The sequence below is a fragment of the Duganella sp. GW821-FHT07G03 genome (assembly GCF_059418605.1).
This window is the reverse complement of the sequence record NZ_JBWKQE010000001.1, coordinates 489,183-508,569: the sequence shown is the minus strand read 5'-3', so window position 1 is coordinate 508,569 and position 19,387 is coordinate 489,183. Positions and strand designations below refer to the sequence as shown.

The window sequence follows — 19,387 nt, the reverse complement described above, 5'->3', positions numbered from 1 at the left end:
TCTTGATCGTGGACCGCTCGCTGTACGACGGACAACTGCTACTGAAGGCGGGCGCTTTGCAGGACGCCATTTTTAACAGCGCCAATTTTTCCAGCATCGCCACCGATGCCCAGGGCGTGATCCAGATTTTTAACGTCGGCGCCGAGCGCATGCTGGGCTACAAGGCAGTCGACGTGATGGACAAGATCACGCCGGCCGATATTTCCGATCCGCGCGAACTGATCGCCCGCGCCAGCGCGCTCAGCCTGGAACTGGGGACCGCGATCACGCCCGGTTTCGAAGCGCTGGTATTCAAGGCCTCGCGCGGGATCGAGGATATCTACGCGCTGACCTATATCCGCAAGGACGGCAGCCGTTTCCCGGCGATGGTGTCGGTCACGGCGCTGCGCGACGACAAGGACGCCATCATCGGCTATCTGCTGATCGGCACCGACAACACCGCGCGCAAGCGCGCCGAGGAGGCGTTGCTGAAAGCGGGCGCGCTGCAAAACGCCATCTTCAACAGCGCCAACTTCTCCAGCATCGCCACGGACGCGCACGGCGTGATCCAGATTTTCAATGTCGGCGCCGAACGCATGCTGGGCTATAAGGCGGCCGACGTGATGGACAAGATCACGCCGGCCGATATTTCCGATCCGCGCGAGCTGATCGTGCGCGCCAACGCCCTCAGCCTGGAATTGGGGACCTCGATCACGCCCGGCTTCGAGGCGCTGGTGTTCAAGGCCTCGCGCGGCATCGAGGACATCTACGAGCTGACTTACATCCGCCAGGACGGCAGCCGCTTCCCGGCGATGGTATCGGTCACGGCGCTGCGCGACGACCAGGAAACCATCATCGGCTACCTGCTGATCGGCACCGACAATACTGCGCGCAAGCGCGCCGAGGAGGCGTTGCAAAAAGCCGGTGCGCTGCAGAACGCCATCTTCAACAGCGCCAACTTCTCCAGCATCGCCACGGACGCGCAGGGCGTGATCCAGATTTTCAACGTCGGCGCCGAGCGCATGCTGGGCTACAAGGCCGCGGACGTCATGAACAAGATCACGCCTGCCGATATTTCCGATCCGCTGGAGGTGATCGCGCGCGCCCATACGCTGAGCATCGAACTGGGCACGTCGATCACGCCGGGCTTTGAGGCGCTGGTGTTCAAGGCCTCGCGCGGCATCGAGGACATCTATGAGCTGACTTACATCCGCCAGGACGGCAGCCGCTTCCCGGCGATGGTGTCGGTGACGGCGCTGCGCGACGACCTGGAACAGATCATCGGCTACCTGCTGATCGGTACCGACAACACCGTGCGCAAGCAGGTCGAGGCCGAGCAGGCGGTGCTTGACCAGCGCTTGCGCGATCAGCAGTTCTACACCCGCTCGCTGATCGAGTCGAATATCGACGCGCTGATGGCGACCGACCCGCGCGGCATCATCACCGACGTCAACCAGCAGATGGAATCGCTGACCGGTTGCACCCGGGATGAACTGATCGGTGCGCCGTTCAAGAACTACTTCACCGACCCGGACCGGGCCCAAGCCGGCATCTCCCGCGTTCTGCGCGAAGGCAAGCTCACCAACTATGAATTGACCGCGTTGTCGCGCGAAGGCTCCGAGACCGTGGTCTCGTTCAACGCCTCGACCTTCCACGACCGCGACCGCAAGCTGCAGGGTGTGTTCGCGGCGGCGCGCGACGTCACCGACCGCAAGCAATTCGAACACCGGCTGCAGGAAAACAATGTCGAGCTAGAAAGTGCCAAGGCGGCGGCGGAAATAGCCAACCTGGCCAAATCTGAATTCCTGTCGAACATGAGCCATGAATTGCGCACGCCACTCAACGCGGTGCTGGGCTTCGCGCAATTGATGGCGTCGGACACGCCGCCACCATCCTCCGCGCAAAAAACCTCGATCGATCAGATCCTGCAGGCCGGCTGGTATCTGCTACGCTTGATTAACGAAATACTCGATTTGGCGATGATTGAATCGGGCAAGGTCAGCCTGTCCAAGGAGACGATGTCGCTCACCGAGGTGTTGCTCGATTGCAGTGCCATGATGGCGCCGCAGGCCGAGCAACGCGGCATCGCCATGAATTTCCCTAGCCTCGAGGACCTGTTCTTCGTGCACGCGGACCGGACCCGGGTCAAGCAGGTCATCGTGAACCTGATGTCGAACGCCATCAAATACAATCGCCCCGGCGGCGCCGTGACGGTGAACTGCGAGCATAAACCCGACGGCCGCGTACGCGTTAGCGTGATGGATACCGGCGTGGGCCTGCAGCCTGACAAACTGGCGCATCTGTTCCAACCGTTTAACCGGCTGGGGCAGGAAGCCAGCACCGAGGAGGGCACCGGGATCGGGCTGGTGGTGACCAAGAAATTGATCGAACTGATGGGCGGAATCATCGGTGTGGAAAGCACCGTCGGCGTGGGGAGTGAATTCTGGTTCGAGTTGTTGGCGGCCGATGCGCCCGGACTGGAGTCGGAAATATCGGGCATGACGCCGGCCCGCAACGACGACATGCTCACCCGGACGGACCTCGAGTATCGCCGCACGCTGCTGTACGTCGAGGATAATCCGGCCAATCTGGCGCTGGTGGCGCAGCTGATCGCACGACGCGACGATCTGCAGCTGATGACCGCGGTGACGGGACATCTCGGCATTTTACTGGCCAAGAAACATCAACCCGATGTGATACTGATGGATATCAACCTGCCGGGAATGAGCGGCTACGGCGCGCTGAAAATATTGCGCGATGATCCGGCCACCTCGCATATTCCGGTGATCGCCTTGTCGGCGAATGCCATGCCGCGTGACATAGAAAAAGGTATCGAGGCCGGCTTCTTCAATTATCTGACCAAGCCCATCATGGTGCGCGAATTCATGGATGCGCTGGATGTGGCGCTCCAGCATTTCGCTGAAGTCAACGAGGCGGTACACGTCATTCCGGTTACGTCGGAGTAGGCTGCAAAGGGCAGGCTTGCATGTTCTCGTCCAGCCTGCGCGCCAGCTCGCCGCGCAGCGTGTGCAGGCCTTCGATGCGCTGGTCGATGTCTTCCAGCTTGCGCTCCAGCGCCGCGCGCAGCTGGGGGGCGGACGATTCCGGTTCGGCCAGCAGCGGCAGGTCGGCTTCGATTTCTGCCAGCGTGAAGCCGAGCGTCTGCGCCAGCCGGATGTAGCGCAGCCAGTCCACCGCTTCCGGCGGATAGTCGCGGTAGCCGTTGGCGCTGCGGCGCGCGCGCAGCAGGCCGCGCTTCTCGTAAAAGCGCAGGGTGTCCCGGCTTAGCCCCGTGGCGCTGGCGATTTCTCCGATTTGCATGGACAGGCTCCAAATATCGTTTGACCTTGGAGTGTACTCCAGGCCTTAGCATGGCTCCACCTTATTCCAGGAGACCTCATGCTCGCATCATCGACCTTCCGCAAAATAGTCCTCGGCAGCGCCATCTACGATTTGATCGTGACCGCGCCTTTCGCCACGCCGTGGAGCTTCGCCTACGCCCGCGCGCAGCTGGACGGCATCAACCAGGGGATGGGCGGCGCCGCACTGCCGGCGTTCGAACCGTTCCACGTGCTGTTCGCCTGCCTGCTCGGCAGCGTGGTGCTGGTGTGGTCGCTGCTGCGCATCAGCGATCCGCAGCAGCGCTTCGGCCGTTTCGACGGCATGGCGCGGCTGCTGTTTTCAATCTGGATGACCTGGACGCTGGCCGTCACCGGCGCGCCGCTGCTTTGGCTGTTTATCGTGCCGGAGATGGCTTTCTGCGTGGCGCAGTGGCTGCCGGTGCGCGGGGCGGACGTTACAGGTCGAAGCTGAGGCGTTGACGTTACTGTGATTGATAATTTGTGCGCGGACGGCGGCGCAGCGCGGCGATCAGCGTGTCGAGCAGCAGCGCGGCCAGCATGGATGCACCGAGCAGCGGGAAGCAGCAGCCCAGCACCGCGGCGATCACCACGGCGCCACGCGTCAGCCGGTCGCCGTGGCGGCGCTCGGGAACCGCCAGCCTGCCGGCGGGTCGCCGCTTCCACCAGATGACGATGCCGCTGACGCACAGGGCGATCAGCGCCAGGCAGCCGGCCAGCATGAGCAGCAGGTTGGGCGTGCCGTATTCTCCGTCCTGATGCACGCTGACGCCCCATTCGGTGATGCGGCCTATCGCGCCGATGCGTTCCGGGCCGATATCCATCAGCACCTTGCCGCTGTATTGGTCGAGGTGAATCACGCGCTGGTCCGCCGTCCGGCCGGTGCTGCGGATCGCGCTGTAGACGCCTCGGGCATCGCGCGGCAGCGCAAGGCGGTAGCCGCGATCGATGCCTATCGACGCCAGTTGCGCGACCACGGCGTCGGGGCCGGCCATGCCGGGGCGGCTGTCCGGGACCTGGACGCTGGAGGCGTCGTGCGGCGTGGCCTTGTGGTGCGCATGCGGATCGTCCGATTCGGGAACGGCGAGCTGCTGCTGGGTCCACGGCAGTTCGCCCAGGGCGTCGGCCGGCAGCGTGGACTTGGGCACGCCCCGCCACATGCCCTTCGGTACGCCCAGATCGTGCGCGGTCAGCCAGGCATTGACGTTCGCGCCCCAAAACACCGACCACGGCATGCCGGTCAGCGCAAGGAACAGGATCACGATGCCGCCGAAGGCGCCGGTGACGGCGTGCAGATCGCGCCACCAGGTCCGCCCCTGGGCCCCCGGCCGTATCGACACCACGCCTGCGCTGCGGCCGCGCGGCCACCACAGGTAGGCGCCGGTGGACATCAGGACGATGATCCAGCCGGCCACGATTTCAATCACCACCTTGCCGCCGTCACCGGCGATGGCCAGCGAATGGATGTGCTTCACGATGGTCATGATCCGCTGGTCTTCGGCGATGGCGCCGGCAACCGTGGCGGTGGCGGGATCGACGAACACTTGCAGCGTGGCGCCGTCGGGCCGGATCACGTCCACCTGCGCATTGTGCCGGTCGTCCGCCGGCAGGGTGAGCGCCTTGGGCCGTCCGGGGTGCGACTGCAGCGCCGCGGCGATAAGCCGTGACGGCGGCTGCGTGGCGACAGTGTCACCGGCCGGTTCGCGCAGTATCTGCGGGCCGTAGACAAGGTCGTCGATCTGGCGGTGGAACAGGTACATGGCGCCAGTCACGGCCAGCGAAAAAATAAAGGGCACGCAAACCAGGCCGGCAAAAAAATGCCAGCGCCAGATGCGTCGATACAGGCCGGCACGCGGCACTGCGGCCGCGGCGGAATACGATGAGTTCATTGTTATCCTCGTCAAACAGATTGACCCGGCGCACAAAAGTGCGCCCGTGTGCAGGGATCAGGCGAGGAGTGGTGGTGCGCGGGCGTGGGCCGTTGACCAGGCGTGCAGCGGCTGCGGAGCGGCGTAAAAGAGGGAAGGGTAGATATCGCGGCCGGCGTCCGCAAGCAGCGCGGCAGCCGGTGTGGTGGGGATGGCGTCGGCGCCGCCGTGGGTGGCGCAAAACGCGCAGTGCTCCATGCCGTGCCTGGCCGATGCCGGGGCTTTGCCGCCGTCGCCGGGGGCCAGCTTGACCAGCTTGTAGCCGCTCACCGTGCAGACTTCCACGGTGTCGGCGCCGGCGGCGGCCAGTGCGTGGAAAATCGAAGGCGCGAGCGCGCTGAACAGGACGGCCAGCAAGGCTATCCAGATGTGCAGCGTTTGTCGTTTTGCCATTTTGATCATGTTGCCATTATATCCGATGCCGTTTGTAGGCCAACCTGTATGCGGAGATGAAGGCGCTCAGCGCCTGATCGTCAGGCGGCCTTCAACAGCGCCCGCGGCTTGCTCCAGACCTGCTGCGCCACGCGCATCATGTTGCGGCCCATGACCAGTTCGGTCTCGCTGTCGGTCATGCCGACCTTGCGCAGCGCGGCGGCCAGCTGGCGCCAGACTTCCGGCGGCGTGAAGGTCGGTGGACGGCTGGCGCTGTAGCCGGCGGAGGCGGGCCACCAGTAGCCCGGGTCGAAATCGCCGGGCGGCGTGTCGTCCAGGCCGGGCTGCTGGAAGCAGATATCGAGGCCGATGCCGGCGTGCGATACGCCCACCAGGTCCGCGACATAGGCGGCATGGCGCGCCACGTCGTCGGCGTTCGGATGCTCCTTCCCCAGGAACCACGACAGCCCGGACACGCACACCACGCCGCCCGTGACGGCGCAGGCGCGGATCTGCTCATCGGTGACATTGCGGCCGTGCTGCACCAGCGTGCACGGATTGGCGTGGCTGAAGATCACCGGCTGCGACGAGGCGGACATGATATCGAGGCTGCACAGGCGGCCCGTATGCGAGCAGTCCATCAGGATGCCGGCGTCGTTCACGGCGTTCACCATGCTGTAGCCAAGCGACGTCAGACCGCGCGGCAGGTCGTGGCAGCCGTCGGCGACGTTGTTGTTGCGGTTGTAGGCGAAGTGGATCTGGCGCACGCCCAGTTGGGCGTACAGGGCGATCATCTCCGGCTGGTCCAGCAGCGGCATCGCGCCTTCCAGGTCGAAGCTGATGGCGATGCGGCCGTCGGCGGCGGCCTGGATCACGTCGTCCACGCTGGAGACGAGGACGTAGCGGTCCGGGTCGGAGGCTATGGTGGCGCGGTAGCCGGCGATCACGGACATCACTTGCGAGATCGGGTTCATGTCGCCCCCGACGTTGAGCGAGACGTAGTTCACCCCGGCGGCGTGCAGCCGTTGGACGGGCGTGAAGTCGGCCTGCGGATGCTGCGGCAGGCAAGCGTGGGCGTCCCAGTTGATCATGGTTGTAGGCTTTGTCAAAAATACTATGTTCCCACGAATGCGTGTCCAGGGCAAATCGGAGCGGCCGGGGTGTGGCGCGCATGCTTTATACTGGCGGAATTCACACTATTAAGGCCAACATGTCTTTTTCTTCGCTGGGCCTTGCTCCCTCACTGATTAACGCCGTCACCGAAATCGGTTACCAGGAGCCGACCGCCATCCAGAGCGCCGCCATTCCCGCCATTCTGCGCGGGGAGGACGTGCTGGGCGCGGCACAGACCGGGTCCGGCAAGACGGCCGCCTTCGCGCTGCCGCTGCTGCAATCGCTGCTGGACAACCGCAACGGCCCGCGCCAGCTGCATGGCCTGATCCTGGTGCCGACGCGCGAGCTGGCGGCGCAGGTGGGCGAGTCGATCCGCAAGCTGGTGGCGCATCTGCCGATGCAGGTCAAGGTGTCGATCGTGTTCGGCGGCGTGTCGATCAATCCGCAGATGATGGCTTTGCGCGGCGGCGTCGATATCGTGGTCGCCACGCCGGGCCGGCTGCTGGACCTGATCGACCACAATGCGCTGAAGATCTCGCGCACGGCGATGCTGGTGCTGGACGAGGCGGACCGCCTGCTGGACCTGGGCTTCAGCGAAGAATTGAACCGCATCCTGGAACTGCTGCCGAAACAGCGTCAGAACCTGTTCTTCTCGGCGACCTTCCCGCCGGCGGTGCAGGCGCTGGCCGACGGCATGCTGCACCAGCCGACGCGCATCGAGGTGCTGTCCGAGCCGCTGAGCAAACCGGATATCGAGCAGCGCGCGATCATGGTCGACGTGCCGCGCCGGACCATGCTGCTCAAGCATCTGATCCAGGAGCACCAGTGGAGCAGGGTGCTGGTGTTCGTGGCGACCAAGTACGCGGCCGAGCATGTGGCCGATAAGCTGAACCGCAACGGCATCCGCGCCGGCGCCTTCCATGGTGAATTCAGCCAGGGCGCGCGCACCGAGGTGTTGGGCGATTTCAAGGCCAGCCGCTTGCAGGTGCTGGTGGCGACCGATGTAGCGGCGCGCGGTATCGACATCGCCCGTTTGCCGGCGGTGGTCAATTACGATTTGCCACGTTCGGCGGTGGACTACACGCACCGCATCGGCCGCACCGGCCGCGCGGGCGAGAGCGGCGTGGCGATCAGCTTCGTCAGCGCGGAGACGGAGCAGCATTTCCGCCTGATCGAAAAGCGTCAGGATATCCTGCTGCCGCGCGAGGAGATCGCCGGCTTCGAGCCGGTGGAGACGCTGCCGCCGGTTGCCGCCGATTCGGTGACGGACACCGTCAACGGCGGCATCAAGGGCAAGCGCAAGAGCAAGAAGGACAAGCTGCGCGAAGCCGCCGCGGCGGCCGGGGAGTAAGTTCCCGCGCCGTCAATCCAGTGCGGCGGAGCGGTACAACTTGCGATACTCGGACGGTGAGGTCCGCAACGCCGTCCGGAAATGCTGGCGCAGCGACAGCGCGGAACCAAACCCCGCCTGCTGCGCCACCATCTCGATCGATACCTCGCTGCTCTCGAGCAGATGCTGGGCATGGGCCAGGCGCTGGTTGAGCAGCCATTGCTTGACCGAGGTGCCGGTGGCCTGGCGGAAGTGGCGGGTGAAATTCCGGCGACTCATCAAGGCGCGTTCGGCCAGCGCGTCGATGCTGTGGTTCTGCGTCAGATCCTCACCGACCCAGGCCAGTACCTGCGCGAATCGGTCGTCGCTGCCGTTGACGGGCAGCGGACGCTCGATGAACTGCGCCTGTCCTCCCTGCCGGTGCGGCGCGACCACCATCTGCCGCGCCACGCGATTGGCGATCTCCGCGCCGCACAACTGCCGCAGCAGGTGCAGGCAGCAATCCAGGCCCGCCGCCACGCCGGCCGAGGTCACCACTTTCCCTTCATCGACATACAGGACTTCACGGTCGACCCGGACCTTGGGGTAGCGCTCGGCCATGATGTCGGCGTTGGCCCAGTGCGTGGTGGCCGTGTGGCCGTCCAGCAGGCCCGCTTCCGCCAGCGGAAACGCGCCTATGCACAGGCCAACTACCTGTGCGCCGCGCTGGTGGGCCTTGCGCAAGGCTTGCAGCAGGCTGGCTGGCGCCGGGCGGCAGTCGGAATGCCACGATGGAAGGATGACGATGTCGGCGCGAGCCAGGGCGGCAAGGCTGTGGGGGGCGACGATTTCGAAGCCGGCCGTGGTGGTCAGCTGCGCCCCCGGATCTTCCGCGCACACCTTGACGTCGAAGGTGGCGCTCTCGCAGTCGGCGCGCTGGGCGCCGAATACCTGGCATGGCACCGACAGGTGAAAAGGGTTGATGCCGTCGAAGGCGATGACGGCGATGCGGAATTTCTGGATGGGCGAGGTACGTGCGGACATGGCCTGATTATATCGCATGGTGGCCTTCGGGCCACTTTTGAATAACTGCACGGCGACGGACAATGTCACTCACCGGGCGCTTCCGCCTTATCCTACAGGAGAAAATCATGACTGCAACCCCACGCCGTGCCTTGATCGTCATCGACGTACAAAACGAGTACTTCACCGGCAAGATGAGGATTGAATATCCGCCGGTTGAGACCTCGCTGCCGAACATCGGCCGCGCCATGGACGCCGCGCGCGAGGCGGGCATCCCCGTGGTGGTGGTGCAGCACGACGCGCCGGAAACCTCGCCGATCTTCGGCCTTGGCTCGGATGGCTGGAAGGTGCATCCTGTGGTGGCGCAGCGCGCGCACGACCATTTCATCAACAAGAAAATGGCGAGCGTGTTCACTGGCACGGACCTGGCCGAATGGCTGAAGGAAAACACCATCGATACGCTGACCATCGTTGGCTACATGACGCACAACTGCAATGCGTCCACCATCTACGAGGCGAAGCATCGCGGCTTGCAAGTGGAAGTTCTGGAGGATGCCACCGGTGCGCTGCCGTACGAAAACGCGGCCGGCAAGGTCAGTGCGGAAGAGATTCATCGCGTGTTCAACACGGTGTTTCATTCCAACTTCGGGGCGGTGGTGAGCACGGAAACGTGGCAGGCCGCCGTGCGTGACGGCAGCAAGCTGGAACCCGACAATATCTACCTGTCGAACCAGCGCACCCGCTAGCCGCCAGTGCGCTTGGGTTGGTGGCCCTGTTTTTTCAGGGCTTCCATCACCAGGTCGCAGTGGTCGCCCTGGATTTCGATGACGCCGTCCTTGACGGTGCCGCCGGAGCCGCAGGCGCTGCGCAGCTGCTTGCCCAGCAGGGCGAGGGCGATGGCGTCCAGCGCCAGGCCCTTCACCAGCGTGACGGTCTTGCCGCCCCGGCCCTTGGATTCGCGCGACACGCGCACGACGCCGTCGCCGGCGGGCTTGGATTTGGCTGCGGCCTTGCAGCGGCAATCGGCGACTGGCTGCCCGCAATCGGGGCACATGCGGCCGGTCTCAGTGGAGTAGACGAGTCGGGTGTTCATGGGGCGAGATTCTAGCAGAAGCCGGCCTACAGAAAACGGGCGTTCCTCAGCGATGCGGGCACGATGAGCCGGTGCATGGGCGCGACGAACAGCATGTAGACGCGGCCCAGCAGGTTGTGGATGTGGACCACGGTGCTGACGGCGATCTTCTCCTGCCCTTTGCAGACGGAGACTTCGACGTGCAGGTGCTTGTCAGAGTCGCCGAGGATGACTTCCTGCTCGCTGAGGTAGCGGATTGAGAAGATGCCGACACGGTCGCCGACGCGGTAGTCGCTGGCCGGCTTGGCGGGATCGAAGTCGCCAAGGCCGCCCAGGTTCTTCAGGCCGACCAGGCTCACCACGCGATTACGCAGCGCCATCAGCGTGTTGATCCAGCGCGGCGTACCGGCGACCACCTGCAAATACAGCGCCAACGCGGATTGCGTGGTGGGCTTGATTGCCGTTTGGTAGCAGTCGTAGTAGAAAGCGCCGTTCAGATGGCGGGATATTTCGCTTTGCGGCGGGATGTCGACGACGGATATCGTGGAGGTCATAGCGGTTTCTCAGTGATGAGGTTGATGCGGCGCTGGAGCCGTTGGGCTTCGGCGGTGTCGCCTGCCTGCGTGGCGCGCATGGCCTGTACGCCCAGCCACGCCAGCAGCGGTCGGCGCCAGCCTTGGGCGGAGGCGGTGTCCACGGCGCCGCTGAGGATCTGCGGCGTGGCTTTGCCGGCGCGCAGCAGCACGCCGCTGGCCACCAGCTTGGACAGCGGATCGGCGATGGCTTGCGCGGCGCTTGCGGCGGCCGTGTCGCTTGACGCCGAGGCGACCGGCTGGTGCTGCGGCGGCAGCAGCGCGGCATCGGCGGTGGTGGCGCGGCCGGACAGGTAGGCGGCGTAGGCGCGGTCGGCCAGGCTGGCGTCTTGCGATAGTTTTTCATAGCCGGCGCAATTCTCGAACACCAGCGAGGCGACGCGGGCGGCGCAGCGTATCAATTCCGCGCGTATCATCAGGTCGACCTTGCCGGTGCTGGCCAGCGCTGCGCGGGCGCGCTGGTACTCGGCCGCTTCCACGCGGGCGTTGCCGGACATGTAGGCGGCGGTCGAGCGTTCGATGGAACTCTGCGCGTTCATCTGCCAGTCCGGCACCGGCGGGTTGTTGCCGCAGGCGGTCAGCAGGGCGGCGGTGAGCACAGTCGCGATCAGTGGGGCGCTGGTCTTCATGGTAGCTTGATCTCCGTGTCGCGCTTGAACGGCCATTTGCGGTTGATCTCATTGACCAGCTGTTCAACCCGGCGCAAGCTGCTTTCCACTTCGCCGCGCAGCGTGCCCAGATCGGCCGTGGCTTCCTTGGCGTTGGCGCCGACGGCCTGCGCTTCGATCAGCACCGCGTCCATTTTTTTCAGGCTGTTGCGGGCGTCGGCCAGCAGGCCGTTCAGCTGCACGATGGTCGCTTGCGCGTCCGTCATCACGCCTTGCTTGCCGAAGACTTGCGTGTCGGCGTGGCCGATCAGGCTATCGGCCTTGGTGGCCAGTGCGTTCACGGTGATCAGCAGCTTGTTGGCGCGCTCCGCCAGTTGTTGCGCATTCTTGTCGTCGCCGGCGATCAGGCCCATGGCGCCGTTGGGGCCATTCAGTTTGCCGGTAACACCTTGTACGTTGGCCAAAGCTGCGGCCAGCGCGGAGTTTTCCGCCGTCAGCTTGTTGAGGTTTTCCAGCAGGTCCTTGGCGGCGGCCAGCAGGCGCGGAATCTCCGCACCGGCGTCGCCGACCAGCAGCGAACGGGCGGCGCCGTCCTCCAGCGGCGGATCGGTCGGAATGCCGCTGAAGGCGCGCAGCTTGGCGCCGCCCACCAGGCCGCGTTCCAGCGTGAAGATGCTGGAGCTGCGCAGCCAGTGCGCATCGTTGCGCGGCACGTCGACGATCACGCGCGCCTTGCCGTCCTTGCCCAGTTCTATGCGGCGCACACGGCCGATCGGGAAGCCGGCGAAGGTGACGTCCATACCGACGCTGACGCCTTCCGAGTCGTCCGCCTGCAGCACCAGCGTCTGCGTCGATTCGAAGGCGCCGCGCGCGTACATCAGGTACAGCGCCGACCCGGCCACCAGCACCACCATCAGCACCAGCAGCAGGGCCGCCTTGAATTCCGCGTTGCGCACCGGCGCCGCTTCGTTTGTTGGTTCGGTCATTATTCCATTCCGCTCAGTAGTAGTTGCCCATCAAGGAGGCGATTTCGATCAGCAGCATCACGGCGAACAGCCGCACCATGTCGTACAGGCCGTGCGTAACCTTGGCGCGGTAGCTGGCGCCAAAGTAGTAGGAGGAGGCCATCGGTATCAGTCCGACCGCAAAGCTGAAGAAGACGATCTTCAGCGCCAGGATCAGCGCCACCGCCGGATTGAAGACCTGGCCGACCACCCGCGTGTAGCCGGGCAGCGCCCACGGCGTGAAGCCGTACAGCGACAAATAGGCCAGGATCAGCGTCATGACGCAGCTGACGGCGGCCAGCATCCAGACGGCGAACACGCCAGCGGCCACGCGCGGGAAGAACTCCTGATGCAGTTCGTCGTCGCTGGTGTTGGCGGCGTTGTTGCGGCTTTGCGAGAACTCCAGTCCCGCGGGCAGGGTGGTGCGCAGGGCGACGAAGGCGGCGGCGGTCAGCGGGATCAGTTCCAGCACCAGCACGCGCACCACCATCTCCAGCGCGAAGCGCGACAGGCCATAGCTCTGCGACGTGACCACCACGATGCGGATCAGCACCAGGCTGACCAGCGCCGACAGCACGCCGTACCAGGCCAGGTTGGGCGCGGTGTCGCGCACGATGTGGCGCGCCAGCAGGTTGCGGTTGGCGCCGGCGTAGCTGGCAGGGCTGAAAGCCAGCGACAGTATCAGCACCGCGAACTGCAGCAGCCGCCACCAGCTGTTCAGCCAGGCGGCGGTGGCGTGGATCGGGCGCTTCAGCGCAGACGGGATAGCTGCTTCTATGCTCATCTTGACATCTTAGCACCGCGACAGTGCCGGCGCATGCCCGCCACGGACGGCTATTCTTCGGCGAAGGTGGCGATGATGGCGTCGGCGGCGGCGCGCACGCGGGCGCTGCGACTCAGGTCGCTGTGCATCACCAGCCAGACATCGTAGTGGTCGACGCGCTCGGGCCAGATGCGGGTGAGTTGCGGATCGCCGTCGGCCATGTGGCAGGGCAGTTCGGCCACGCCCATGCCGCGCCGCGCGGCGTCCAGCATCACCATGCCGCTGTTGACCTCAATCGCCACGCGGGCGTTGGCGATCGGCTCCATGCACAGCTTCTCCATGTGGCGCGGCGCCACCGAGCCTTGATAGACGACGATGTCGTGCCCCTGCATGCCGTTGCCCTGGACCGGCATGCCGCGTTCGGCCAGGTAGGCGGGCGTGGCGTACAGGGCCATGCTGCGCCGGGTCAGGTGGCGCGAGATCAGGTCGGGACTGGTGGGCTTGAGCGTCCGCACCGCCAGGTCGGCCTCGCGCCGGGTCAGGTTGCTGATCTCGGTGCTGGTGCTCAGGACGATGCGTATTTCCGGATGCATGGCGTGCAGCCGCTGCATGGCGCCCAGCACCGAGTGGCTGGCGATGGTGTCCGAAGTGTTGACGCGGACGATGCCGGACAGGCGATTGTCGATGCCTTGCATCTCGCGCTGGAACTGCAAGGCGGCGTGCTCCATCAATTCGGCGGCGGTGACGGCCAGTTCGCCGGCGGGCGTGGCCAGGTAGCCGGACGGCGTGCGCAGGAACAGGCGCGCGCCCAGCGATTTTTCCAGCGCGTTGAGGCGCCGGCCGACGGTGGCCTGGTCGATGTCGAGGGCGGCGGCGGCCGAGCGCAGCGTGCCTTTGCGGTAGATGGCGAGGAAAATCCTGGCGTTGTCCCAATCCATGCGGGTTTCCGGTGATGATGCATTTTTGCATCAATGTGCCGATATTATGCGTATTTACTGCATCAGGCAAGCGGGGCTAACATCGATGCATACTCACTGAAGGATGCATCATGACTACCCCTAGCACCTTGGCGCAGGCGATCCAGCCGCGCCAGATTCCCGCCTTGCTGGTGTTGATGACACTGGCGATAGGCTTCGTGATGGCGATGATCGATGTCACCGCCGTCAATACCGCTTTATCCGATATCTCGGTCAATCTGGGCGTGCCGCTCACCGGCCTGGTGTGGGTGGTGGACGGCTACACGCTGACCTTCGCCGCGCTGCTGATGGCCGGCGGCGCGCTGGCTGACCGCTATGGCCCGAAGAACGTCTACCAGGGCGGCTTGAGCGTGTTCATTCTGGGTTCGGTGCTGTGCGCCGTGGCCCCCAGCGGCAATGCGCTGATCGCGGCGCGGCTGCTGCAAGGCGCAGGTGCCGCGCTGTTCATGCCGAGTTCACTGAGCCTGCTGACGCATGCTTATGAGGACCAGGCCACTCGCGCGCGCATGCTGGCCACCTGGTCGGCGATCGTTGGTTGTTCGTCGGCCTCCGGTCCACTGGTGGGCGGCCTGCTGGTGCACGAATTCGGCTGGCGCAGCGTGTTCTGGGTGAACGTGCCTATCGGCCTGCTCGGCATCGTGTTGACGCAGTTGGTGGCGCCGGCCACGCCGCGCATGGAACGCGCGCTGTCGATGTTGAGCCATCTGCTGGGCATGGCCGCGCTGGCGGCGCTGAGCTTTGTGTTGATCGAGGGCCCGGCGCTAGGCTGGGGCGCGGCGCCGGTGCTGGTCGCCTTTGCGGTGACCGTGGCTTCGGTTTTCCTGCTGGTGCGGCGCGAGCGCACCGGCGCACATCCCCTGTTGCCACGGGCGCTATTCGAAACGCCGGTGTTTGCCGCGGCCAACGGCGTGGGCTTCCTGATTAATTTTGCGGTGTTCGGCCAGTTGTTCCTGATTAGCCTATACATCCAGCAGTCCGGCGCCGATGCGCTGCACACCGGGTTGAAGCTGATACCGATGATGGCCGCCTTCGCGGTCGGCAACCTGATCTCGGGACGCATCGCGGCGCGGGTCGGCACCAGGCCGCCCATGCTGCTTGGTTTGATGGTGGGGCTGGGCATGGCCGTGCTGATGCTGATCGGCCTGACTCCGCAAACGCCATACTGGCTGCTGGCGCTGACGGCGGCGATTATGAACGTCGCCATCGGTGTCGCGATTCCGGGCATGACGACCACGGTGATGCTGGTGGCGGGCAAGGCGCACTCCAACAGCGCCGCCGCCGCGTTGAACGCCAATCGTCAGATCGGCGCCCTGGTCGGCGTGGCGATGATGGGCACCGTGCTGCACATGGTGCCCGAGTGGGCGTGGCGCCTGCCGCTGGCCTTTGGACTAATCACGGCGGCGTACGCGGGTGCGCTAGTGCTGGTGTACCGCTACATCAAGCTGGGCAAGCCGGCTTAGACGCCGTGCGTGGTGCGCCATTCGATCATCTCGGCGATGGTCAGGATGGGCATGCCGTGCAGTTCGGCGAACTGCTCGATGTCGGCGCCGCGCATCATGGTGCCGTCGGGGTTCATCAACTCGCACAACACGGCGGCCGGATTGAGGCCGGCCATGGTCGCCAGGTCCACCGAGCCTTCGGTGTGGCCTTTGCGGGCCAGTACCCCGCCCGGCGTGGCGCGCAGCGGGAATACGTGGCCCGGATGGACCAGGTCACGCGGTTGCGCGTCCGCCGCGATGGCGGTGCGGATGGTGGTGACGCGGTCCGCAGCAGAGACGCCGGTGGTCACGCCTTCGCGCGCTTCGATCGACACCGTGAACGGCGTGCCGTAACGGCTGCCGTTATCGGCGGCCATCATCGGCAGTTCCAGCGCGCGCACCTTGTCGGCGCTCAGGCAGAGGCAGACGATGCCGCTGCATTCGCGGATCATCATGGCCATCGATTGCACGGTGATTTTTTCGGCGGCGACGATCAGGTCCGCTTCGTTCTCGCGGTCGAAATCGTCGAGCAGGATCACTGGCACGCCGGTGCGCATGGCTTCCAGCGCCGCGGCGATGCGGCCTTCCAGATCGTCCGACACCAGGGAGTAGGGGGATACTGCGGATTGTTGGTCTAACATGTGAAACGCTCCTCGCAAATAGGCGAAAAACGCGACAGGGCAAGCGAATACGCGCGGCCCGCCGCACCGATCGCTCGGGCAGGAGGCCGCGTCACCGCACATCTTCTTTCATCCGGACTATACCGTCGGCTTTGGAATCGCACCAAATCTGCTGACCCTTCGTGAGAAGGCGCTCGCGGGCTTGGCCATTGCTGGCTTTACCGCCGGTGGGGAATCGCACCCCGCCCCGAAGACGTCGTTAAATCCTGCCGGCTGGCAGGCGAGGAAGGATTCTAGCCCAAATCAGGAATTTCAGTGTAAGGTAGCTTTTTCCTTCCTATTTATGCAACGGGTATGAAGCTGATGACAATGCGTAGCGCCTCTGCCGCCGTCCTTCTGGCGTGTTCCTTCATGGCGCAAGCCGCCGATCAGCCGCCGTTGAAACTGAGCGATCCGATACCGGTAGGGCCGCAGGTCAAGGTGGGCCGGCTGGCCAACGGCCTCACTTACTATGTGCAGAAGAACACCCGTCCCGAGAAGAAGCTGGAGCTGCGGCTGGTGGTGAAGGCCGGCTCGATCCTGGAAGACGACGACCAGCAAGGCCTGGCCCACTTCACCGAGCATATGGCCTTCAACAGCTCGACCCATTTCAAGCGCAACGAGCTGGTGTCCTACCTGCAGTCGATAGGCGTGAAGTTCGGCGCCGACCTGAATGCCTACACCACCTTCAACGAAACCGTCTACATCCTGCCGCTGCCGACCGATAAGCCGGAAGTGGTGAAGCAGGGCTTCCAGGTGCTGGAGGACTGGGCGCACGGCCTGTCGTTCAACGACGCCGACATCGACAGCGAGCGCGGTATCGTGCTGGAGGAACTGCGGATGGGCAAAGGCGTGGACGACCGCATGAACAAGGTGCTGCTGCCGAAGGTGTTGAACGGCTCGCGCTATGCGCAGCGCATGCCGATCGGTAAAGAGGACATCCTCAAGACCTTCAATCACGACGCCGTCAAGCGCTTTTATCGCGACTGGTATCGCCCGGACCTGATGGCGGTGGTGGTGGTCGGCGATATCGAACCGGCCGATGCGGAAAAGCTGATAGCCCGGCATTTCGGCGGCCTGAAAAATCCGCAGAACGAGCGTCCGCGCGAATACGCCAAGATACCCGAGCGCGCGGAATCCGAAGGCGTGGTATTCACGGACAAGGAGATCGGTGCGAACTCGGTCTACATCCGCTACCCGATCCAGGAATGGCCGGCCGGCACCACCATCGCCGACTATCGCCAGAAGCTGATCGAGAATATGTACAGTTTCATCCTCAGCCAGCGCATGCACGAGCTGACGCAGCAAGCCAATCCGCCGTTCCTGCAAGGCGGCAGCGGCATGAGTTCCGTGATGCGCGGCTACCGCTCGTTCGGCGCCGGCGCGGTGCTGGGCAAGGGCGGCGCCACGCCGGCCATCAACGCGCTGGTGCAGGAAGACCAGCGCGCGCGCCAGTACGGCTTTACCGCGTCCGAAGTGGAGCGGGCCAAGAAGGGCATATTGCGCAACTACGAGCGCATGTACAACGAGCGCGATAAATCCGATTCGGCCGGCTACGCGGCGGAGTACATCCGCAACTTCCTCGACAAGGAGACCATACCCGGCATCGCGTTGGAGTACCGTTACGCCAACGAGCTGATACCGGGCATCGCGCTGTCCGAGGTGAACGCCGCCGTGCGGGCGGCGATCCCGGATAGCCAGAACAAGCTGGTGATCTACACCGGTACCGAGGTGGCGGGCGTGCCGGCGCCCATGGCCGACGAGCTGCTGGCGACTGCCAGCGCGGCGGAGAAAATCAGCGTCAAGGCCCAGGAGGAAAAGCTCTATGCCAGCCAGCTGATGGCGGCGCCGCCCAAGGCCGGTAGCATCGTCAGCGAGAGCGTCAACGCCAAGCTGGGACTGACAGAGCTCACGCTGAGCAACGGCGTCAAGGTGGTGCTGAAGCCTACCGACTTCAATAACGACCAGGTGATACTGGCCGGCCTGCGTTACGGCGGCTGGTCGCTGTTCGGCGACCAGGACCTGTTCAACGCGCGCTATGCCAGCAACATCGTGCACCAGATGGGCGTGCGCGATTACACGCCGAGCGATCTGGTGAAGGTGTTGGCCGGGAAGACGGCGGGCGCCAACGCCAGCGTCAGTTCGATCAACGAGACGGTCAGCGGCGGCTCCGGCAGCGGCGATGTGGAGACCATGCTGCAACTGGTGTACCTGAACATGACGCAGCCGCGCAAGGATGCGGGGATTTACAGCGCCTACGTCGATCGTCAGCGCGAACTGGCGAAGAACAATATGGCGCGACCGGAGTCGATCTTCGGCGACGCCATCACGGCTACGCTGTACAACAATAATCCGCGCGTGCAGCGGGCGCCGAAGCCGGCCGACTTCGACCAGCTGGGCATGGACCGCGTGGTCGACATCTACAATAGCCGCATGTCCAGCGCCAAGGACTTTACCTTCTTCATGGCGGGCAGCTTCGATGTGGCGAAGGTCAAGCCCTTGATCGCGACTTATCTGGCCAGCCTGCCGGTGGGCGAGATTCCGGTGGCCTTCAAGGACGAGGGTGTGCGCCCGGTGCGTGGCGTGATCAAGAAGGAAGTGCACGCGGGCTCCGAGCCCAAGAGCACGATCTCGCTGTCCTTCACCGGCGAGGCGTCGTTCTCGTCGCAGGAGCGCATGCGCTTGCAGGCGCTGATCGAGGTGCTGAACATCAAACTGATCGAGGTGCTGCGCGAGAAGATGGGCGCGATGTACAGCGGCGGCGTGCGCGGCAATATGGAGCGCATCCCGTACCAGAACTATTCGATCACGGCCAACCTGCCGTGCGCGCCGGAGAATGTCGACAAGGTGCTGGCGGCGACTTTCGCGGAGATCGACAAGATCAAGGAGAACGGCGCGGAAGAGGCGGACCTGGCCAAGGTCAAGGCTTCGTGGATCGAGAACTACCGCAAGGGCTTGCGCGAGAACGGCTACTGGATGGCGGTGTTGATGAACGCCTTCTTCAACAAGACCGATCCGGCCGATGTGCTGACCTATGAATCGCGCGTCGGGGCGTTGACGGCGGCCGAGTTGAAGGACGCCGCCAGGCGCTATTTCGACACCAGCAATTATGTGCAGGTGGTGCTGTATCCGGCGAAGTAGTCGGGCCGC

At 64.7% G+C, this 19,387-nt stretch carries 18 protein-coding genes and 1 riboswitch; of the genes, 6 read left to right on the top strand and 12 right to left on the bottom strand.

Annotated features, from left to right (window positions below; translation table 11 throughout):
- Nucleotides 1-8 precede the first annotated feature (8 nt).
- Nucleotides 9-2,945, top strand: coding sequence for a PAS domain-containing hybrid sensor histidine kinase/response regulator (locus AC07OK_RS02270; protein WP_494689025.1), 2,937 nt, complete (start codon nt 9-11; stop codon nt 2,943-2,945).
- Here the strand turns inward: AC07OK_RS02270 and AC07OK_RS02265 are convergent.
- Complete coding sequence (locus tag AC07OK_RS02265) at nt 2,932-3,300, bottom strand: MerR family transcriptional regulator (protein ID WP_494688763.1); 369 nt, start codon at nt 3,298-3,300, stop codon at nt 2,932-2,934. The genes AC07OK_RS02270 and AC07OK_RS02265 overlap by 14 nt on opposite strands.
- Nucleotides 3,301-3,378: 78 nt before the next feature.
- On the opposite strand from AC07OK_RS02265, the gene AC07OK_RS02260 reads away from it, so the two are divergent.
- Nucleotides 3,379-3,792, top strand: coding sequence for a hypothetical protein (locus AC07OK_RS02260; protein WP_494688762.1), 414 nt, complete (start codon nt 3,379-3,381; stop codon nt 3,790-3,792).
- Between the two features lie 10 nt (nt 3,793-3,802).
- On the opposite strand, the gene AC07OK_RS02255 is transcribed toward AC07OK_RS02260, so the two are convergent.
- The 3 genes from AC07OK_RS02255 to AC07OK_RS02245 all read right to left on the bottom strand — a co-directional run bounded on the left by AC07OK_RS02255 (nt 3,803) and on the right by AC07OK_RS02245 (nt 6,747).
- Nucleotides 3,803-5,227: a PepSY-associated TM helix domain-containing protein gene (locus AC07OK_RS02255; RefSeq protein ID WP_494688761.1), complete on the bottom strand. Its 1,425-nt coding sequence runs from the start codon at nt 5,225-5,227 to the stop codon at nt 3,803-3,805.
- A gap of 57 nt (nt 5,228-5,284) precedes the next feature.
- Nucleotides 5,285-5,659 (bottom strand): DUF2946 domain-containing protein, encoded by a 375-nt coding sequence (locus AC07OK_RS02250; RefSeq protein ID WP_494688760.1) that lies wholly within the window; start codon nt 5,657-5,659, stop codon nt 5,285-5,287.
- Between the two features lie 80 nt (nt 5,660-5,739).
- Entirely contained in the window at nt 5,740-6,747 is a 1,008-nt protein-coding gene (locus AC07OK_RS02245) for a dipeptidase (protein WP_494688759.1), read from the bottom strand.
- Nucleotides 6,748-6,848: 101 nt separating this feature from the next.
- Between AC07OK_RS02245 and AC07OK_RS02240 the strand changes: the two genes are divergently transcribed.
- Nucleotides 6,849-8,102 (top strand): DEAD/DEAH box helicase, encoded by a 1,254-nt coding sequence (locus tag AC07OK_RS02240; RefSeq protein ID WP_494688758.1) that lies wholly within the window; start codon nt 6,849-6,851, stop codon nt 8,100-8,102.
- 12 nt (nt 8,103-8,114) lie between these two features.
- Here the strand turns inward: AC07OK_RS02240 and AC07OK_RS02235 are convergent, their stop codons facing one another.
- Nucleotides 8,115-9,104, bottom strand: a complete 990-nt coding sequence (locus AC07OK_RS02235; RefSeq protein ID WP_494689024.1) for a GlxA family transcriptional regulator — start codon at nt 9,102-9,104, stop codon at nt 8,115-8,117.
- Nucleotides 9,105-9,211: 107 nt separating this feature from the next.
- Between AC07OK_RS02235 and AC07OK_RS02230 the strand changes: the two genes are divergently transcribed.
- Nucleotides 9,212-9,829 (top strand): cysteine hydrolase family protein, encoded by a 618-nt coding sequence (locus AC07OK_RS02230; protein ID WP_494688757.1) that lies wholly within the window; start codon nt 9,212-9,214, stop codon nt 9,827-9,829.
- Here the strand turns inward: AC07OK_RS02230 and AC07OK_RS02225 are convergent.
- Genes AC07OK_RS02225 through AC07OK_RS02200 form a run of 6 tightly spaced genes read right to left on the bottom strand, consistent with a single transcriptional unit; the run spans nt 9,826 to nt 14,061 of the window.
- Nucleotides 9,826-10,176 carry a translation initiation factor Sui1 gene (locus AC07OK_RS02225; protein ID WP_494688756.1) on the bottom strand — a complete coding sequence of 117 codons (351 nt, stop codon included), beginning with the start codon at nt 10,174-10,176 and terminating at the stop codon, nt 9,826-9,828. The genes AC07OK_RS02230 and AC07OK_RS02225 overlap by 4 nt on opposite strands.
- A 26-nt stretch (nt 10,177-10,202) precedes the next feature.
- Nucleotides 10,203-10,709, bottom strand: a complete 507-nt coding sequence (locus tag AC07OK_RS02220) for a DUF2867 domain-containing protein (RefSeq protein WP_494688755.1) — start codon at nt 10,707-10,709, stop codon at nt 10,203-10,205.
- Nucleotides 10,706-11,377 carry a hypothetical protein gene (locus AC07OK_RS02215; RefSeq protein WP_494688754.1) on the bottom strand — a complete coding sequence of 224 codons (672 nt, stop codon included), beginning with the start codon at nt 11,375-11,377 and terminating at the stop codon, nt 10,706-10,708. The genes AC07OK_RS02220 and AC07OK_RS02215 overlap by 4 nt, the downstream gene beginning before the upstream one ends.
- A complete protein-coding gene (locus AC07OK_RS02210) occupies nt 11,374-12,342 on the bottom strand; it encodes an MlaD family protein (RefSeq protein ID WP_494688753.1) in 969 nt (322 codons plus the stop codon). Before AC07OK_RS02210 ends, AC07OK_RS02215 begins: the two co-directional genes overlap by 4 nt.
- Before the next feature lie 13 nt (nt 12,343-12,355).
- Complete coding sequence (locus AC07OK_RS02205) at nt 12,356-13,144, bottom strand: MlaE family ABC transporter permease (RefSeq protein ID WP_494688752.1); 789 nt, start codon at nt 13,142-13,144, stop codon at nt 12,356-12,358.
- 50 nt (nt 13,145-13,194) lie between these two features.
- Nucleotides 13,195-14,061 carry a LysR family transcriptional regulator gene (locus AC07OK_RS02200; RefSeq protein ID WP_494688751.1) on the bottom strand — a complete coding sequence of 289 codons (867 nt, stop codon included), beginning with the start codon at nt 14,059-14,061 and terminating at the stop codon, nt 13,195-13,197.
- Nucleotides 14,062-14,171: 110 nt separating this feature from the next.
- On the opposite strand from AC07OK_RS02200, the gene AC07OK_RS02195 reads away from it, so the two are divergent.
- Entirely contained in the window at nt 14,172-15,560 is a 1,389-nt protein-coding gene (locus tag AC07OK_RS02195) for an MFS transporter (protein WP_494688750.1), read from the top strand.
- Here the strand turns inward: AC07OK_RS02195 and ribB are convergent.
- The gene (gene ribB / locus AC07OK_RS02190) at nt 15,557-16,219 is read right to left on the bottom strand and encodes a 3,4-dihydroxy-2-butanone-4-phosphate synthase (RefSeq protein WP_494688749.1); all 663 of its coding nucleotides are present in this window, start codon (nt 16,217-16,219) and stop codon (nt 15,557-15,559) included. The genes AC07OK_RS02195 and ribB overlap by 4 nt on opposite strands.
- A 96-nt stretch (nt 16,220-16,315) precedes the next feature.
- Nucleotides 16,316-16,457, bottom strand: a riboswitch (FMN riboswitch).
- Between the two features lie 110 nt (nt 16,458-16,567).
- On the opposite strand from ribB, the gene AC07OK_RS02185 reads away from it, so the two are divergent.
- Nucleotides 16,568-19,378, top strand: coding sequence for a M16 family metallopeptidase (locus AC07OK_RS02185; RefSeq protein WP_494688748.1), 2,811 nt, complete (start codon nt 16,568-16,570; stop codon nt 19,376-19,378).
- Nucleotides 19,379-19,387: the final 9 nt, after the last annotated feature.

Coding starts and splice junctions, on each gene's coding strand:
- AC07OK_RS02265 (WP_494688763.1), bottom strand. CDS start 3,300: ATGCAAATCGGAGAAATCGCCAGCGCCACGGGGCTAAGCCGGGACACC.
- AC07OK_RS02235 (WP_494689024.1), bottom strand. CDS start 9,104: ATGTCCGCACGTACCTCGCCCATCCAGAAATTCCGCATCGCCGTCATC.
- AC07OK_RS02225 (WP_494688756.1), bottom strand. CDS start 10,176: ATGAACACCCGACTCGTCTACTCCACTGAGACCGGCCGCATGTGCCCC.
- ribB (WP_494688749.1), bottom strand. CDS start 16,219: ATGTTAGACCAACAATCCGCAGTATCCCCCTACTCCCTGGTGTCGGAC.
- AC07OK_RS02185 (WP_494688748.1), top strand. CDS start 16,568: ATGCGTAGCGCCTCTGCCGCCGTCCTTCTGGCGTGTTCCTTCATGGCG.
- AC07OK_RS02230 (WP_494688757.1), top strand. CDS start 9,212: ATGACTGCAACCCCACGCCGTGCCTTGATCGTCATCGACGTACAAAAC.
- AC07OK_RS02260 (WP_494688762.1), top strand. CDS start 3,379: ATGCTCGCATCATCGACCTTCCGCAAAATAGTCCTCGGCAGCGCCATC.
- AC07OK_RS02250 (WP_494688760.1), bottom strand. CDS start 5,659: ATGGCAAAACGACAAACGCTGCACATCTGGATAGCCTTGCTGGCCGTC.
- AC07OK_RS02220 (WP_494688755.1), bottom strand. CDS start 10,709: ATGACCTCCACGATATCCGTCGTCGACATCCCGCCGCAAAGCGAAATA.
- AC07OK_RS02215 (WP_494688754.1), bottom strand. CDS start 11,377: ATGAAGACCAGCGCCCCACTGATCGCGACTGTGCTCACCGCCGCCCTG.
- AC07OK_RS02195 (WP_494688750.1), top strand. CDS start 14,172: ATGACTACCCCTAGCACCTTGGCGCAGGCGATCCAGCCGCGCCAGATT.
- AC07OK_RS02200 (WP_494688751.1), bottom strand. CDS start 14,061: ATGGATTGGGACAACGCCAGGATTTTCCTCGCCATCTACCGCAAAGGC.
- AC07OK_RS02210 (WP_494688753.1), bottom strand. CDS start 12,342: ATGACCGAACCAACAAACGAAGCGGCGCCGGTGCGCAACGCGGAATTC.
- AC07OK_RS02255 (WP_494688761.1), bottom strand. CDS start 5,227: ATGAACTCATCGTATTCCGCCGCGGCCGCAGTGCCGCGTGCCGGCCTG.
- AC07OK_RS02240 (WP_494688758.1), top strand. CDS start 6,849: ATGTCTTTTTCTTCGCTGGGCCTTGCTCCCTCACTGATTAACGCCGTC.
- AC07OK_RS02205 (WP_494688752.1), bottom strand. CDS start 13,144: ATGAGCATAGAAGCAGCTATCCCGTCTGCGCTGAAGCGCCCGATCCAC.